The following is a 16,436-nucleotide window of genomic DNA, read 5'->3' as shown; positions in this document are numbered from 1 at the left end:
TACAGATTACCTGCCACCGGCCCATGAAATACATACACCTGCTTCGCTCAAATATCAACAGCTGGCGCATACCGCAAAAAAACCAGCGCAGTTTTTTAATTTACCTGAGTGTGTTGGTGGGATTGATAGGCGGCCTTGCGGCTGTAGCCTTGAAGTACCTGGTGCAGCTTATGGAGGGTATGGGCCGCCATATTTCGGCACAACTCAATTATCCCATTATCTACATCTTCCTTCCTGCCCTGGGGATATTGCTTACGGTAGTGTACCAGCACATGATTAACCGCGACCGTATTGAAAAAGGTATTGGCAGCATACTGGCCAACATCAAGAAGAATAAGTCGAACATCAACTATAATAATACCTATTCCCATCTCATCAGCAGCTCATTAACTGTGGGCCTGGGCGGCTCCTCGGGTTTGGAGGCGCCTATTGTATGCACCGGGGCAGCCATCGGGTCAAATGCAGGGCGTTTTTTTAACCTTACCGCCTACGAGAAAACAATTCTATTGGCGGCGGGCGCTTCGGCAGGTATTGCTGCGGTATTTAACAGTCCTATTGCCGGCGTGCTGTTCTCACTCGAAATTTTGCTGGGCGAGATTACCATTCCTACGTTTATACCACTGCTTATTGCCTCGGCAACAGGTGTGGTGGTAGCCAAATTGTTAAACTCACGGCAGTTGTTTCATCTGGTAACCGAAGGCTGGGCGTTAAGCGCCCTGCCTTTCTATTTGCTGCTGGGCGTGTTAAGCGGCTGGCTATCCGTATACATTACCAAGATAGCCGAGTATCTGGAAAAGGGGATTCTGTTAAAATACAACCGTTATGTAAGGGCTTTGGCAGGCGGTGTACTGCTGGGGGCCATCATCTTTGTTTTTCCGCCGCTGTTAGGCGAAGGGTATCATTATGTGCAGGAATGCTTAAATGGTAACTTCGAGGCCTTAAAAGAGGGCAGCTTTTTTGCCGGCTGGCTGCAGCACCCGGCCGCAATGATGCTGTTTATAGCGGCTTTGGTACTGATAAAGATTGTAGCTACCGGTATTACCTTAGGTTCGGGCGGTAATGGCGGTACCTTTGCGCCTACTATGTTTACGGGCGCCTTTATGGGTTTATTGGTAGCTTATATAGTAAACCAGACCGGGATGATGCACCTGAGCACCAGTAACTTTATGGCAGTGGGCATGGCCGGCGCCTTAAGCGGTGTGCTGCATGCGCCGCTAACCGCTATATTCCTGATCGCTGAAATTACAGGCGGTTATGTGCTGTTTATACCGCTGATGATAGTTTCGGCATTGTCATACGTAATAGCACGGCTATACAACCAGCACAATATGTACTGGCAATCGCTGATACATGACCGGCACATCTTTCCGGATCAGGATTATGGAATGCTTGAGGCCATTGACCTGCAGAACCTGATTAAAACCGACTTTACTACTTTGAAGCGCGACATGCCTTTAACGGCTTTTTATAAAGTGCTGGCCGAAGGCAAGGCCAACATTTATGCGGTAACTACGCAAGACGGTAAGCTGGAAGGCGTAGTGTGGCTGGATGAAATACGCAAGCAGATGTTTGATGCCGATACTTCGCGCTTAACGGTAGGCGATGTAATGACCCAGCCTCCGGCTGTAATTGATCATTTGCAGCCGGTAACTGCCGTAATGGAGGTATTTGACGCTTTGGATCTCTGGCGTTTACCGGTAACACGCAACGGAGAATTTATTGGGTTCATCTCCAAATCGGCGTTGCTGAACACGTACCGGCAGGCGTTGATTCAGCAGCATAAGGATGCGGATTTGTTTACACAATCCTGATCGTATATCGTGTAGTACAGGTTTAGGCATCTACCTGATTACTGCCTTCCGGACAGGGGTTAATATATCCTCTAATCAGTTCAAAAAAGTGTAAACCCAAAGTTTACACTTTTTTGAAAATATCACATTTAAAATTCTGATAAACAGCCTATTGCAAAAAAGCAGGGTTTACACTTTTTAGAGCTTTTAGTTGTGCCTTTTGCCATGTTATTTACCTCCGGTTTTCATGCCTGCAGGATGCAAGCTTTGAGCTGAAAACGGGTTACGCCTGAATGATACGGTGCTGTGATTACCCGCGTTTTGAGATCCAAAACCAGGTGAATGCTAACCGTGTTCCGGCAGCTCGCCGGATAAGTACACGCCTGGGTATAACCTGTACTTTTACTGTTGCAGCGCTGCTGACGATGGGGTGCCGGGCCCACTTCGGCATTATAGGCAGGCGGCCTTTTCAGCTAAACGCTTTCCGGATAATTGCAAGCAACAAGGCCCCATATTAAACGGGGCCTTGTTGTTCAGCAAAGTTTGCTGCTTACTTAATAAACAATAACTCTCTGAATTTTGGCAGCGGCCATGCAGCATCATCCACCAGTTGCTCTAACTTATCCACGTGGTAGCGGATAGGCTGAAAGAAGGATTTAACCTGCTCATCATAAATTACCGCTTTTTCATGGGCATCTTCCAGGGCGTTGGCTTTTTTACGGGCATCCACCATCTGGGTGTTGTTGGTTTTGATAAAGTTGATATGCTCAGACAGCTTGGTGATGATGTTCAGTTGTGCCTCGTAAGTGCTGGCATCCATACCAATATCTTTTAAGCCTCTCACGTTCTCTATCAGCCTGGTTTGGTAGTTAATGGCCGTAGGGATGATCACGCTGTCTACCAGTTCGCCAATTACGCGGGCCTCAATCTGCAATTTCTTATAATATTCTTCCAGCAAAATTTCGTGACGGGCATGGGCTTCGCGTTTACTGAATACGCCGGTTTCTTCAAACAGCGCCTGTGTTTTATCAGATACCAAAGCGTCTAATGCCTTTGGCGTAGTTTTAAAGTTAGACAAACCTCTGGTGGCTGCCTCGTCTTCCCACTCCTGGCTGTAGCCGTTACCTTCAAAGCGGATGGATTTCGACTCCTTAATATAGCGTTTGATAACCGTTAACAAAGCCACATCTTTTTTCTCGCCTTTCTTGATCAGGCGGTCAACCTCTGCCTTAAACTTCTTCAACTGGTCGGCCACAATCAGGTTCAAAATGGTCATCGGGCTGGCCGAGTTGGCCGACGAGCCCACCGCACGCAGCTCAAACTTGTTACCCGTAAAGGCAAAGGGTGAGGTACGGTTACGGTCGGTATTGTCCTTTAAAATCTGCGGGATTTTAGGGATGCCCTGCCATAAGGAGGCTTCATCCTTAATTTTCTTGCTGATGCGCGAAGTTTCAATCTCATCCAGCACTTCGTTCAATTGGCTGCCCAAAAAGATAGAGATGATGGCCGGGGGCGCTTCGTTGGCACCCAAACGGTGATCGTTATTCACTGATGCGATTGAGGCACGCAATAAATCGGCGTGTTCATAAACCGCACGAATGGTGTTTACAAAAAAGGTTAAGAACATCAGGTTGTTCTTAGGCGTTTTGCCGGGCGACAGCAAGTTCTTCCCGGTATTGGTAATTAGCGACCAGTTGTTGTGCTTACCAGAACCGTTAATGCCGGCATAGGGCTTTTCGTGCAGCAGTACTTTAAAGCCATGCTTGCGGGCCACGCGGTCCATGGTATCCATCAGCAGCTGGTTATGGTCAATCGCCAGATTGATCTCCTCATAGATAGGGGCGCACTCAAACTGCGAAGGTGCTACCTCATTATGGCGTGTTTTTAACGGAATGCCTAATAACAAGGCTTCAGTTTCAAAATCGCGCATATAGTTATATACACGGGTAGGGATGGCGCCAAAATAGTGGTCTTCCAGCTGCTGGTTTTTGGCCGACATGTGGCCGAACAACGTGCGGCCGGTCAGGTATAAATCCGGGCGGGCGTTAAACAAAGCCAAATCTACCAGAAAGTATTCCTGTTCGATGCCTAATGAAGCGTTTACTTTCTCAATACCCTTATCAAAGTAATGGCAAACATCAACAGCCGCCTTGTCCATTACGCTCAGGGCTTTTAATAATGGAACCTTATAATCCAGTGCTTCGCCGGTATAGGATACAAATACAGTGGGGATGCACAGCGTTTTATCGATAATGAATGCCGGCGATGATGGATCCCAGGCGGTATAACCACGCGCCTCGAAGGTATTGCGGATGCCGCCGTTCGGGAAGCTCGAAGCATCGGGCTCCTGCTGGGCTAAGGCATCACCGCTGAATTTTTCGATGGCGCCATCGGCGGTGGGCTCAAAAAATGAATCGTGCTTTTCGGCAGTGGAGCCGGTAAGCGGCTGAAACCAATGGGTATAGTGGGTAGCGCCCTTGCTCATTGACCAGGCTTTCATGGCCGAGGCAATCTGCTCTGCCGTATCGCGGGTGATGGGTTCGCCATTATCAATTGAACTCAAAATGCTTTGGTAAGCCTCTTTTGACAAGTACTCGCGCATTTTCTTCTTATCGAAAACATTCGCAGCAAAGTACTCAGAGATTTTGTCACCCGGTGTTTTAACTTCGGGAGAAACCCGGTTGAGCACCGCTTGTAAAGCCTGAAATCTGAAATTTGACATTTTTTGATGAATTATAGAAAATTTTCACCAAAAGTAGAAAATGTACTCTTGAAAATGCTGAATGTTTGAAATTATTTACGGAAATGTTAACAAAAAACAGGTTAACGGTTACACTTTTTGTACTTCAGGCTGATATAAGTAAAATTTATTGCTAATGATGTTGAAGCTATCCGTTACAGTTCATCATTAATATTAAGGCTGCACATCGGAAATAAGACTCCGATCTAACAAAATTATATTTTTATTTATGCTTAATCGATAGTTATAATTGTTTGATAAGGTATTCATTTTAGAATTAAATTTTGTGTAGTTGAAAATTTGTTAAAGTTTATTATGTTTTCTTAAGTTAATGGTGCAAACTTTAGAGCTTAAATATCTTATTTATAAAAATTATATTTTGTTAAAACATTAAAATATAAAATTTTATTTTAGTGGTATAATTAAAACTTAATTTTGACTGATATGCTTAACACCAAATTTGATTTGTACAAAACCGAGTGGCTCGATCTTGTATTTACCAACCGTAACAAAAGCTACGGCGCTTATGAATTGCGTAAAAATTCCGGGCAGTATGCCATGCGGGCTATGGCCGCTACTGTAGCCATATTTGCATCTGGTATTTTGCTCATTAAAGTATGGCCAAAGGCTGAAAAGGCAGAACCACCGAAGTATTACACTACCGTAGTTGAAATACACAAATACGTACCACCGGCAAAGCCTAAGGAGGAGCGTATCCATAAAGCGGTGAAACCTGCGAAACCAGAAGCACCCAAAGTAAATGTGCACATAGATAAGTTTCTTGTGCCAACGCCCACTAATCAAATTGTACCTGATGTGCCGCTTAAAGGGCAAACTGAAATCACTAACCCCGGCCCCATCGATAATAAAGGAAACAGCGAGCCTACAAAGGCAATTATCGATTCCCAGCCATCGGCTGCCGGAACGCCGGGCGGCGGCGGTGATCCGGTTGACACCAAAAAGATATACGATGGCGTAGACGTAATGCCGGAACCTGCAGGCGGCATGGCAGGCTGGAATAAATTTTTACAGCGCAACCTGCGTTACCCGGATACAGAAGCGCAGGGAAAGGTATTCATCACGTTTGTGATTGAAAGGGATGGCAAAATTTCAAATATCACTTTATCAAAGGGAGTTGAAAATTTACTGGACGATGAAGCGCTGCGGGTGCTGAAAATTGCCCCGGCCTGGAAACCCGGTATGCAGGGCGGCCAGCCGGTACGGGTACGCTATACGCTGCCCATAAATTTTCAAATGAATTAAGGGCAACGCTTATCAAACCTAAACTTTATACTGCAAAAGGCGCTATTATAAGCGCCTTTTGCAGTATAAAGCAGTAAAAAGTATGTTAAAAGGTCAAAAAATGCCGGTAGAGTAATCATGAGCTGATGTACTGCTGCAAATCCGGGCAGGTTATGGCTTATTTATCGCCTCATATATTTCTGCCGTTAACAATCCGCTGCCGCCGCCGTAGTGCTGTATGGTTACCGCTTTGGGGTGTGTAGCTGTAAGGTGTTCGCGTAATTGCAACTCATCCTCGCCACTTAGCCCGCTGCTTAACAGCAGCACGTCTACCGCCTGCGCATCCATGCAGGCTACGGTTTCCTGGTTGCTGAGTGTACCCACAGGCTGCCAGCCTTTGGTGTTGTTCAGCAAGCGTACCAGGGTAGGCACAATTTCGCAGTGCCGGCCGGCAATCAGTATATGCAGGGTATCTGTCATGGTTTAATATTGCATGGGTACTTCCATCAGTAACAGCTCTGCATCGCTGTCGGCATTAATTTTAAAATTATCGGTTTCCCATACGCCGTAACCATCGCGGCGGTGCAACGCTTGTCCGTTTACACTTACATCGCCATTCAGCACAAAAAAGTAAACGCCGTTACCTTCGGCTTTTAGTGTATAATCAAGCGTAACATCTTTATCCAGCTTACCCATGTGGAACCAGGCGTTCTGATGGATCATCACCCCGTCATCATCGGCGCTGGGCGATAGTATCTGCTGCAGCCGGTTATGCCGGTCTTCCAGGTTAAGGGAGATCTGGTCATACCGGGGCGCTACGTTAAGCTGGTCCGGGTAAACCCATATCTGCAAAAACTTGGCCTGCTCATTAGGGTTCCTGTTCTTTTCGCTGTGAAATATACCGGTACCGGCGCTCATGGCCTGGATATCGCCTTTGCGGATTACCGCCGTATTGCCCATACTGTCCTGATGCTCCAGGTCGCCTTCAATGGGGATGGAGATGATTTCCATATTATCATGCGGGTGCTTGCCAAAGCCCATGCCGCCGCTTACCTGGTCGTCATTCAGCACACGCAGCGCACCAAAATGCATGCGTTCAGGGCTATAGTAACTGGAAAAGCTAAAACTATGGTAACTATCAAGCCAGCCATGATTGGCATGGCCACGGCTTTCGGCCGGGTGTAATACTGTGTTTGACATCATGATTTTAATAATATGTGTTTAAACATCTAATTTAGATATAAGTTTTTGTTTTCACACAAAATCTGTTTTAAATCATTTAATAAGTGTAAATAAAATTATAGACCACCAACATTTGCTGAGTTTATATTCTCAGCTTTCTTAACCATGAAATATATCGTCTACCTGAGTACCGCTACCCATTTAATGAACCAAAGCGAGCTATTGTCGCTACTCAATACAAGCCGCCGCAACAATCAGCAAAATGGATTAACCGGCATGTTGTTGTACAGTGAAGGCACTTTTATACAACTGCTGGAAGGTGATAGTGAGCGGGTGAGCCGCACATATGAATCTATTTTAAGCGACGAGCGGCATAAAAATATCATCAAACTTACGGAAGGAGAAAACAAGGAGCGGCAGTTTCCCGACTGGTCAATGGGCTTTAAAGCGGCAGACGCCGCTGAACTGGCCGAATTTGAAGGTTATATCAATGCTAAAGATCATGAAGCGATAACCAACAAGGGCAACAAGCAGCCGCTGGTACAAATGCTTAAAGTATTTGCCGAAACTAACCGTATGTAAGTGCAGCCGTTTATTAACGGCTAAGTATTGTTTTGGCGGCTTCAAGCACTAAATTATAATCAGGGGTTTTGGTCCAGTCGATGGTCAGGTGGGTAGCTTTATCGATAGGCGCCCAGCGCTCCGGCTCGCCATCCATACTGATCACTACGCCGGGCGTTTTAAACGCGGATGCCATGTGCGATACCCCGGTACAGTTGGAAATTAATGCCTTTGCATTTTTAATCAGCACGCCAACAGCCCCCAGGGTGGTATGGCCTGCACTGTTAACAGCCGGATACTTCATGTGTTGCATTACTTCTTCTACAATCGGCATTTCTGCTTGTGTACCTGTTATTACCGGCTGAAAGCCCTGCTCAAAGGCATAATCTGCCAGTGCCGCAAAGTAAGCGGCAGGCCATTGCCGCCACGCGCCACGCGAGCCGGGGTGCAGGCAAACGTACTTTTGCGGTTCAACATTTAACTGTAAAGCTTTAAATTCTGCTTCATCAGCAGCAGTTAACGGAAATTCCAGTTCATTGCCCTGCGCGGGTATGCCTAAAAATTCCATCAACCTTACGTGCCGCTCAGGTTCGGGGCCTGCATCGGGGTAGTGCACAAAGTAATCTTTATTGGGTGCATAATCTCCGGGCGTATAAAAGCCCCCCAGGTACTTGGCTCCAAAAAATTCCATCATGGGGTTGATCACCGTACCATTACCCTGCATTTGCAGCAACAAGTCGTATTCCTGCTGCTGAAAATTTTGAAAGAAGACCGCAGTTTCGGGCGGACTGAACGGTTGCTCCGGCAATCCGGGCAATCCGGGGCAATGCACAAACTCATCAAAATAGTTATTAAAGCGTTCTGCAAACAGCTTCGCCCAGGGTAAGCCCAGTAAGGTGATATGCGCATTGGGACAGGCTTTGCGCAACGCGCGTACTGCCGGAATAATGCAGAGCATATCGCCCAGTTGAAGCGTGCGGTAAATGGCAATCCTGTTAATAGCAGCAGATGGTAAAGGCATAGTGAGTTTTAAAACGAAAAGGCAATTATAAAAGATAAGGTTGATGTAACAGCGGTTAACTTTTGAAAAATAAAAAAGAGCTTACCTGCATTATAGCCGGTAAGCTCTTTATACGATCACCGTAAATTATTCGCTGTCGCTTATGCCTCTGCCGGTTTTGTGCTGAAGCTCGTCAATTTTCTTGGAAGCATCGGCTTTGTTTAAAGAGTCGTCAAACTCCTCACCGGCCTGGTCTGATAAAGTTTTCAGATAGGATTCCTGCGCGCCGGTCATGGGTTCAGCGCCGGTGGTCCACTCGTTCGGGTCTTTCACCGCATTCGAGCCTTTTTCGTTGTTATTGGTAGGGGTTGATGCATCATTATCATTTGCATCAAACAATTCATTTTCATCCTGATGTTGCTTTGCCATAGTTGTATGTGTTTACTGTTGATGAAACAATATTAGTGCCATAGATGCAAAAAATGCTAAAAAAATTAGCTTTTATACGAGTTGTGGATAACTTATATAAACCAGGTGCCAAACTTAACCAGTCCGTAAAAATGCCAGTACACCGATAGCCAGGGGATCAGTGCTGAGGTATACAGCATTTCGGTGATATGGCTAAAGGTGAGCGCATTGTTTTTTAACCGCTTATAAGTAAACCACAAGGTAAGCGCCAGCCAGGCCACAAAAAAGATGATTGCCGGTTGATGCGGTGCCGGCAGGAGCGAGGCAAGGCACCCTAAGCCGCATACTATAATCAGGTAATACAGTACCGGCGGTTTTGCATTATCATGCGCCCGGTACAAATCCGGAAATTTTTTGTACAGCAAGGCGTTGTATAAGGTTTTCTTTTGCTCTTTAAGGCTTATGCCCCAGCGTGCCTCGCGTACCGGGTGTACAACTATCGCACTTTCGTTTTTTGTAAGGGGGATGTGGTGCTGCAATAATTTAAAGTGCAGATCGCTGTCCTCGCGCCAGGCCATGGCAAAACGTTCATCAAAACCGCCGGTAAGCAGTAACGCCTTTTTGGTACAGGCGCAGTTGGCGGTTACAAAATCGGCGGTTTCCAGGCCGGCGGTGTTACGGGCAAAATCAGTGGGGCGGGCTTCGAGCGGCACGACCACCTTACCTGTGAAGGCCGCCTGCTCCCGGCCGTCCCATTGCTGCAGGTAAGCGTTCAGCCAGTTGGCATCGGGCAGGGTATCATCATCGGTAAAGGCAACCAGGGGTGCCTGTGCATGTTGCCAGCCATAATTACGCGCCGCCGCCGGGCCTTTCTTTTTTGGCATGGGCAGGAAGCGGTGATATATGGGGTTTTCGGCTATCCAATCCTGTAAGCCGGCAGCAGTTACATGGTCGGGCCCGTCACTTACTACAATGATCTCAAAATCATCAGCGCCAGGCGTTTGGCCCGACAGCGCCCGCAAACAGTTTTGCAACAGCCTGGGGCGCTGCCAGGTAGGTATTACCACACTAATAAGCAGCATGGTTTATTTTTCAATCACAAACGAACCGATGACCAGCGCATCAAAGGGCGAAGTCCAGAAGCACTCAATGGCATCCCGAGGGGTACACACAATGGGTTTGCCCAGGGTATTGAAAGACGTATTCACCAGTACCGGCACCCCGGTTTTGCGCTGGAAGGCTTTCAGCAAATCGTAATAGTTTTTGTGCTGACTTTCGTTTACGGTTTGTATACGGGCGGTGCCATCGGTATGGCGCACGGCAGGTATCTGGTCGGCCTTTTCTGGCTTCACATCATATATAAACAGCATAAAGGGAGAGTAGCCGGCATTCTCAAACCAGTTGGCCGCTTCTTCTTCTAATACTACCGGTGCCACCGGGCGAAAGTCCTCGCGGTCTTTCACCTCATTCAGCCGCTGCTGCATCTCCGGGCTGATGGGCGAGGCCAAAATAGAACGGCTACCCAATGCGCGTGGGCCAAACTCCATACGGCCCTGGTACCAGCCGATGATCTTGTTCTGCGCTAAAATGTCGGCGGTTTCTTCTGCAATGTTTTCCAGTTTACGGTATGGCACTTTAGCCCACTTCATAAACTTTTCAATTTCCTCATCGCTATATTCAGGGCCCCAGTAGCAGTGGTCCATTACAAAATCGCGTGTCTGGCTGTTGCGTTGGTGCGCATCTATCCACAGGGCAGCACCCAAAGCGGTGCCATCATCGCCTGAGGCGGGCTGCACCCAGATGTTGGTAAACGGCCCCTTATCGCGCAGGCGGGCATTGGCTACACAGTTTAACGCTACACCGCCGGCCATGCACAGGTTTTCTTCGCCGGTTTCTTTAAATAACCAGTCGGCAATCTCCAGCAATGTTTCTTCCAGCACCAGTTGCAAAGAGTGGGCAATATTAAAGTGGTGGCTGGTAAACTCCTCGTGGCGCAGGCGTTGCGGCCCGAAACGCTCCGTAAAGTTTTTGTTGCTGATGGTAAACTGACCGTTAGGCCCTGTTTTGATGATCTCACGAAAATCCTTCACAAATTCCGGCTTGCCATAGCTGGCCAGGGCCATTACCTTGTACTCGTCTGAGGAATGCAGGAAACCCAGGTGGGTGGTAATTTCTTCATATAACAGGCCTAAAGAGTTAGGAAAGTTTACCTGGCCAATGCGCTTCAGATCCTGCCCGTTGCCTATGCTGTAAGTGGTGGTGGCCAGCTCACCGCGGCCATCTACCGTCATAACGGCGGCACGCTCAAATGGCGAGCAGTTGAAGGCGCTGGCCGCATGGGCAATATGGTGATCTACAAAATGCCATTTTTCGCGCGGAATATTAGCGCCTATAAAGCGTTTCTGCAGGTGATGCGGGTAACCATCGTTCAACTGACCTACGGCGTTTATCATGGACGATAAAAACAGCGGGTCCCACACATTCTGCCAGTCGGCATTAACCGGGTCGGTGGTAGGCTCGAAAGGAATTTCGATGGTGCCTTTACCTTTATATTTTTCACCAATTAACTGGTAGGGGTCAAAGGAATAGGCCACATGGTCAATATCATTAATATGGATATCAGCTACCTTCAGGCAGTAATCAATGGCATGAAAGGGCAGTTCCCAGGTAGAGAAGGGCACCGGGCGCTTGCCGTGCTTAAAATGGGTAAAGCGTTCTTCTTCCGCAGCGGCCAACAGCTGGCCGTCTTTAATTAAACATGCGGCCGTATCATGAAAGGCTGCATTAATACCTAAAGTGTACATGGGTGCAGGTAGATTTTTATAAATAGATGTGTTGTTTTACCTTCCTGTAAAGCAACAGGTGGCTTAAAAGTTTTTGATTTGTTTAAGTTGCAGTAAAGGTACCCCATGTTCATGGGATGTAATGATTCATCATAACAAAGCGGCCTGAATTGTACAATTCAGGCCGCTTCACCCTAAATTTATAGTCGGGTTTTGCTAACTTATCTCTTAAAGCGCACTATGCCAGCTTTCGCCTGAGCAGTTTGCCGTCGGCATATTCTACAGCACACACCGCACCGATAAGGAACAGCAATATTTTGGCTTTAGATACCACCAGTGCAATGGTTGCGGGGCTGAGCACCAGCAGCGCAGCCACCGTAAACAGTAAGGCGCAGCCGCCCAGTACCCACAGCGTGAGGTTATAGCTAAAGCTTTCTGCTTTGGTCTGGCTTTCGGCAAGCTGGTTATATACACGGTCTGCAAGCCGGCTTTCCGTAGTTAATTCCGGTTCCTGGTGCAGCGCATCAAACAGCAGCAGGTAGGCATGTTCATCCTTGGTTAAACCGGTATTTAAAGCGGCATCATCCTTTAACTGCTGTTCTATAAACTGCTGCAACTCTTTATCATCCATCTCTTTCATTGCTTTAAACCAATAAGTTCTTCAATTTGTCCTTTAACAATTTACGTGCCCTGAACAGGTAACTTTTCACCGTGCCTTCGGGCATCCCGGTAATTTGCTCAATCTCCTCGTAACTAAATTCATTGAGGTGATATAAGGTAAGTACCGTGCGGTAATTAACCGGCAATTTGGCTATCTCCTGATGAACAATAACGGCAGTATCTTTTTTGTTTAAAATGTGTTCAGGCGTTTCGGTGGTTTTATACAGGTGATCCTGCTGCTCAACAGCATCACTGCTGATGATGTCCAGGCGCGATTTTCTTAAATGATTAATTGCGGTACTGTAGGCAATGCGGGCAATCCAGGTGCTCAGCTTGCTTTCGTTTTTAAACGATGCCAGGTGCCGGTATACCTTTATAAATGCCTCCTGGCAAATATCCTCCGCATCAGCCTCGTTATGCACCAGCCGGTTCACCATGTGCCTCACCAGCTTTTCGTGCTGATGAACCAGATGCTTAAAGGCATGCAGGTTGCCCTGTAAAATACGCGCTATTAATTGCTGTTCGGTATACATTGATAAAGCGTTAGACCAGCGCAGCTACAAAAATGTTGCAGTGAAAATAACTGCAACATTTATAACCGGGCCGCAGTCTAATGGGGCATAAACATTTAAATTTGAAATATCATGAATGCAGACATCACCGCAATGGTAGTAATTCCCTCAATTTTAGGAGGATTTTTATTGATAATACAGGCGATACTTAACCACCGGGTAAAAATGAGGCTGATCAGCGCAGGGCATGTAGATGAGAATTCTGTAAAGCTGCTTAATAATTCGGCAGCCAGCCTGAAGTTTGATACCTTAAAATGGGGATTGATCCTGCTTTTTGGCGGCATCGGCCTGATACTGTTGCAGTATATTCCCTACCAGTCAGATTCTACCCTGCCGTTTGGTATTGAAGCGGTATGCGTAGCTATAGGCTTTTTGGTTTACTACGGGTTAACCCGTAACCAAATCAAAAAGGAATTATACAGCCAAGAATAAATTCATAAACTGCTGTGCGGAGGCTCTGCTTTCCGTACGGCAGTTAATGCTTACTTTACATTGGCGAACGCTCAAAGTAATTCTGGTAAGCCGTTTCAATATCGGTCATATCGGCGATGAGGGGCGGGCTGTCAGGTTTAAAGAACAAGGTAAACCAGCCGTTTGCAACTTTGGCTTTGGTATCAATCAGGTAGGTATTATGCAGGCCCGCCAATTTGATATAACGTTTTGCCGGGGTAACTAATGCAACCGGCTTCTTCCGCAAAAATTCCTCTGCCGCCGACTGGTAATTAGCGTTATCATCCGCAATGGTAGTAAAATCCTCTGCACCATACTGTTTTACCATTTGCACCACCTGCAGGCTGTCGGGCGCAACCACGATGGCTGATTTTTGGCTAATAACTTGTACCGCTGTATCCGCTGCGGAAGTTACCAGATAACGGCGAAACTCATAATGGGAATTATCGTCAGCCGCATCTTGTGCAGTTGATACATTTGCTGCAGGGGGAGGCGTTGTATGCTCTTTTTTCTTTGCTGCAGGCATCTGCTTTGCTTTGGGTTGCTGCCTGCAGGCTGTAAACAATAAAGCTAATGCTGCAATGATAATATACTTCATAATTAACAATTTGTGATTATTCTGTAAAGTAAGTATCAAACTGCCAGTAACCAGCTGCATCTTTACCATAAGTTGCGGTATACCGGCTGCCTTCGGTTGTAAAGCTGAATGATAAGGTTGTAACAGCCGAATCAGCCGGAATATACTGAGGTAATATTGAGTCGGCTACATTTTCAATAATACTCCTTTTATTATCTGTTTCTTCATCTGTTTCTTCGGCCGGAGTTTGTTGGGCAGCCCGGTATTCTTCAAAACCTGCAAAACGCCGGTTACCTGTTTTTGCATCTATCTCCCGCGCCGCAGCAAAAGTCAGCTGTGCTTGCTGCAGGGCATACGCCTCCATGGCCGGTAGTATCACCAGACGTTCAAAATCCTCCTGATTATGGATAATAACATCCTTGCTGAAGTAGCGGTTAAAAATTTCCTGTGCTGTTTCCATCAGGCAGTAGGTATAGGTTCTGTTATTTGCGGCCAGCCCATCAGTTGCATTACACGTTTGAATTCGGCTTGCAGCGGCGCGGTAATTTGTACCGCCTGATTGGTAACAGGATGAACAAAACTGAGGTGCGAGGCATGCAGCATCATGGTATCCATTTGCCAGGTTTGCTTAAAGTGGCGGTTCTGCTTGTTGCAGCCATGCGGCCGGTCGCCGATGATGGGGTGAAGAATGTGTGCAAAATGCCGCCGCAACTGGTGCATACGGCCTGTGGCGGGCACCGCTTCTACCAGTGAGTAACGGGTAGTGGCGTGCTGACCCAGCGGCACATCTAACTCGGCCCGGTACAGCGTACTGTAAGTGGTAAATGCCTCCTGCAAGGTGCCGTTTTCCTTTTTTAGCGGGTAGTCAATCTCACCCGTATCATCTGTATAGCCACGTACAATGGCCAGGTATTTTTTAGTTACTTTTCTTGCTGCAAAAAGCTGATGCATAAGGTGCTCGGCTTCCTTATCTAAAGCGAAGAGCAGGATGCCCCCCGTCTTGCGGTCGAGCCGGTGCACGGGGTAAACCGGCCGGCCAAGCTGGTCGCGCAGCAGTTGCAGGGCAAATACCTGCACATCACTGGCTATAGGGGAGCGATGAACCAGTAAACCATGCGGTTTGTTGATGGCTATCAGCTCATTGTCCTGGTAAAGTATGTCCAGCATTTATAGGTAGGAGTAGACGAACAGTAAATAAAAAGCGTATGGGTGATGTTTACTCATTCAGCTTTGAGGTTTTGCTTTTTTACGTACAGCTCGTCAATGATGATCATTAATATGGCAATCAGCGGTACCGCCAGTATAATACCAAGCGCACCCGAAACGCTGCCCATAATCAATTGGCCGATCAGCGATACTGCGGGCGGGATGTTGATCATGCGCTTTTGTATAGTGGGCGTAATGATGTTACTTTCCAGTGTTTGTATCAAAATGTACAGGATAGCCACCGTAAGTGCGGTATTAAAACTCATGGTAAGCGCAATCAGCACCGCGGGCGCCATGGCAATCACCGGCCCGAAGTTGGGGATAAAGTTAAGCAGCCCTGCAAACACCGCTAAGGCCAGCCCCATCGGTACGCCGATGATGGTCAGGCCGATACAGCTTAGGGTAGCGATGATCAGCATGGCCAGCATCATACCTTTAAGCCATGCCTTTAAGGTATGGGTAATGCGGTCGGATATGCATTGCGCATCAGGCCGGGCTTTCTTCGGAATGAGCATGATGATGCCGTTCTTATACAGATCCGGGCTTACAGAAAAAAAGATACCCATAAAGATGATGATATACAGATCGCCTACCACGCCAAAGCTGGTGCTGAAAAAATTCTGGGCGGTAGTATATAGCTTCTTTTGTGAATCCGTACCCGAAAAGTTGTCCACGAACTTTTTACCGATGTCGGTAGTACGCAGCTGGGCTTCCGCTTTATTCACCAGTGCCGGTATATCGCGGCTAATGGTACTGGCCTGGGCAGAAATCTTGGTACCCAGAAACCAGAACAGCAATGCCACAATGGCCAAAGTGATCAATACGGCTGCCGTCATGGCAATGCTTCGTTTGGCTTTGGTGTAGCGTTGTATAATATCTCCCAGCCCATGAAAATAGGTGGCAATGAGTGTTCCGGCCAGCACCATCAGCAAAACGCCGAATGCCGCTTTAAGGATGAATATAAGTATGGTGAGCAGCGCAACGCTTCCCAGCGCTATCCACACTTTCTGCACATAGGAGTATTCGTTGTAGGTGTGATTTTTATAATTGTTGGTTTCCATTCGGGGGCGGGTTCGGCAGTATTTATGTGTCAGTAAAAAAACAAATATCAGAAATGTTTAAATACAATCCTTATTCTGCGCCAGAAACAAACAGGCATCTAATGCACTAACCTTAACTTTTCGTCCTGAAACACGGCTGTTTTGATTTTTTTACTGTAACATATTAGCTATAATGTTTGGTCTGTTTTGGCTTTTTATAACTTA

17 protein-coding genes are annotated in these 16,436 nt (G+C 47.0%); 4 read left to right on the top strand and 13 right to left on the bottom strand.

Annotated elements, in window-relative coordinates:
* Nucleotides 1-23: 23 nt before the first annotated feature.
* Nucleotides 24-1,811 carry a chloride channel protein gene (locus ACY652_RS00740; protein WP_462266010.1) on the top strand — a complete coding sequence of 596 codons (1,788 nt, stop codon included), beginning with the start codon at nucleotides 24-26 and terminating at the stop codon, nucleotides 1,809-1,811.
* 529 nt (nucleotides 1,812-2,340) lie between these two features.
* On the opposite strand, the gene ACY652_RS00735 is transcribed toward ACY652_RS00740, so the two are convergent.
* A complete protein-coding gene (locus ACY652_RS00735) occupies nucleotides 2,341-4,512 on the bottom strand; it encodes a glutamine synthetase III family protein (protein WP_462266009.1) in 2,172 nt (723 codons plus the stop codon).
* A gap of 462 nt (nucleotides 4,513-4,974) precedes the next feature.
* On the opposite strand from ACY652_RS00735, the gene ACY652_RS00730 reads away from it, so the two are divergent.
* Nucleotides 4,975-5,793: an energy transducer TonB gene (locus ACY652_RS00730; RefSeq protein ID WP_462266008.1), complete on the top strand. Its 819-nt coding sequence runs from the start codon at nucleotides 4,975-4,977 to the stop codon at nucleotides 5,791-5,793.
* 150 nt (nucleotides 5,794-5,943) lie between these two features.
* On the opposite strand, the gene ACY652_RS00725 is transcribed toward ACY652_RS00730, so the two are convergent.
* Nucleotides 5,944-6,252 (bottom strand): hypothetical protein, encoded by a 309-nt coding sequence (locus ACY652_RS00725; RefSeq protein WP_462266007.1) that lies wholly within the window; start codon nucleotides 6,250-6,252, stop codon nucleotides 5,944-5,946.
* A gap of 3 nt (nucleotides 6,253-6,255) precedes the next feature.
* Nucleotides 6,256-6,975, bottom strand: coding sequence for a pirin family protein (locus tag ACY652_RS00720; protein ID WP_462266006.1), 720 nt, complete (start codon nucleotides 6,973-6,975; stop codon nucleotides 6,256-6,258).
* 144 nt (nucleotides 6,976-7,119) lie between these two features.
* On the opposite strand from ACY652_RS00720, the gene ACY652_RS00715 reads away from it, so the two are divergent.
* Entirely contained in the window at nucleotides 7,120-7,536 is a 417-nt protein-coding gene (locus tag ACY652_RS00715) for a BLUF domain-containing protein (protein WP_462266005.1), read from the top strand.
* 13 nt (nucleotides 7,537-7,549) lie between these two features.
* Here ACY652_RS00715 and ACY652_RS00710 read toward each other — a convergent pair whose 3' ends face one another.
* The 6 genes from ACY652_RS00710 to ACY652_RS00685 all read right to left on the bottom strand — a co-directional run bounded on the left by ACY652_RS00710 (nucleotide 7,550) and on the right by ACY652_RS00685 (nucleotide 12,899).
* Nucleotides 7,550-8,536, bottom strand: a complete 987-nt coding sequence (locus ACY652_RS00710) for a glycosyltransferase family 9 protein (protein ID WP_462266004.1) — start codon at nucleotides 8,534-8,536, stop codon at nucleotides 7,550-7,552.
* Between the two features lie 126 nt (nucleotides 8,537-8,662).
* Nucleotides 8,663-8,944, bottom strand: a complete 282-nt coding sequence (locus ACY652_RS00705; protein ID WP_462266003.1) for a DUF3072 domain-containing protein — start codon at nucleotides 8,942-8,944, stop codon at nucleotides 8,663-8,665.
* Between the two features lie 92 nt (nucleotides 8,945-9,036).
* Complete coding sequence (locus ACY652_RS00700; RefSeq protein ID WP_462266002.1) at nucleotides 9,037-10,005, bottom strand: glycosyltransferase family 2 protein; 969 nt, start codon at nucleotides 10,003-10,005, stop codon at nucleotides 9,037-9,039.
* A 3-nt stretch (nucleotides 10,006-10,008) separates the two neighbouring features.
* Nucleotides 10,009-11,727 (bottom strand): carbamoyltransferase family protein, encoded by a 1,719-nt coding sequence (locus ACY652_RS00695; RefSeq protein WP_462266001.1) that lies wholly within the window; start codon nucleotides 11,725-11,727, stop codon nucleotides 10,009-10,011.
* A gap of 217 nt (nucleotides 11,728-11,944) precedes the next feature.
* Entirely contained in the window at nucleotides 11,945-12,346 is a 402-nt protein-coding gene (locus ACY652_RS00690; RefSeq protein WP_462266000.1) for a hypothetical protein, read from the bottom strand.
* A 4-nt stretch (nucleotides 12,347-12,350) separates the two neighbouring features.
* On the bottom strand, nucleotides 12,351-12,899 hold the full coding sequence (locus ACY652_RS00685; protein WP_462265999.1) for an RNA polymerase sigma factor: 549 nt from the start codon (nucleotides 12,897-12,899) through the stop codon (nucleotides 12,351-12,353).
* A 111-nt stretch (nucleotides 12,900-13,010) separates the two neighbouring features.
* Here ACY652_RS00685 and ACY652_RS00680 point away from each other — a divergent pair, with 111 nt between their 5' ends.
* Nucleotides 13,011-13,370: a DUF6249 domain-containing protein gene (locus tag ACY652_RS00680; protein WP_462265998.1), complete on the top strand. Its 360-nt coding sequence runs from the start codon at nucleotides 13,011-13,013 to the stop codon at nucleotides 13,368-13,370.
* 55 nt (nucleotides 13,371-13,425) lie between these two features.
* Here ACY652_RS00680 and ACY652_RS00675 read toward each other — a convergent pair whose 3' ends face one another.
* From ACY652_RS00675 to ACY652_RS00660, 4 genes are read right to left on the bottom strand one after another with little or no spacing between them, the layout of a single operon-like run.
* The gene (locus tag ACY652_RS00675; RefSeq protein ID WP_462265997.1) at nucleotides 13,426-13,986 is read right to left on the bottom strand and encodes a hypothetical protein; all 561 of its coding nucleotides are present in this window, start codon (nucleotides 13,984-13,986) and stop codon (nucleotides 13,426-13,428) included.
* A gap of 16 nt (nucleotides 13,987-14,002) precedes the next feature.
* Nucleotides 14,003-14,425, bottom strand: coding sequence for a hypothetical protein (locus ACY652_RS00670; RefSeq protein WP_462265996.1), 423 nt, complete (start codon nucleotides 14,423-14,425; stop codon nucleotides 14,003-14,005).
* A complete protein-coding gene (locus tag ACY652_RS00665) occupies nucleotides 14,425-15,132 on the bottom strand; it encodes a pseudouridine synthase (RefSeq protein WP_462265995.1) in 708 nt (235 codons plus the stop codon). The genes ACY652_RS00670 and ACY652_RS00665 overlap by 1 nt, the downstream gene beginning before the upstream one ends.
* Nucleotides 15,133-15,185: 53 nt before the next feature.
* Nucleotides 15,186-16,232, bottom strand: a complete 1,047-nt coding sequence (locus ACY652_RS00660) for an AI-2E family transporter (RefSeq protein WP_462265994.1) — start codon at nucleotides 16,230-16,232, stop codon at nucleotides 15,186-15,188.
* Nucleotides 16,233-16,436 lie beyond the last annotated feature (204 nt).

The sequence above is a fragment of the Mucilaginibacter sp. genome (assembly GCF_965200995.1).
Taxonomy (GTDB): domain Bacteria; phylum Bacteroidota; class Bacteroidia; order Sphingobacteriales; family Sphingobacteriaceae; genus Mucilaginibacter.
This window is presented reverse-complemented; position numbering and strand designations above follow the sequence as displayed.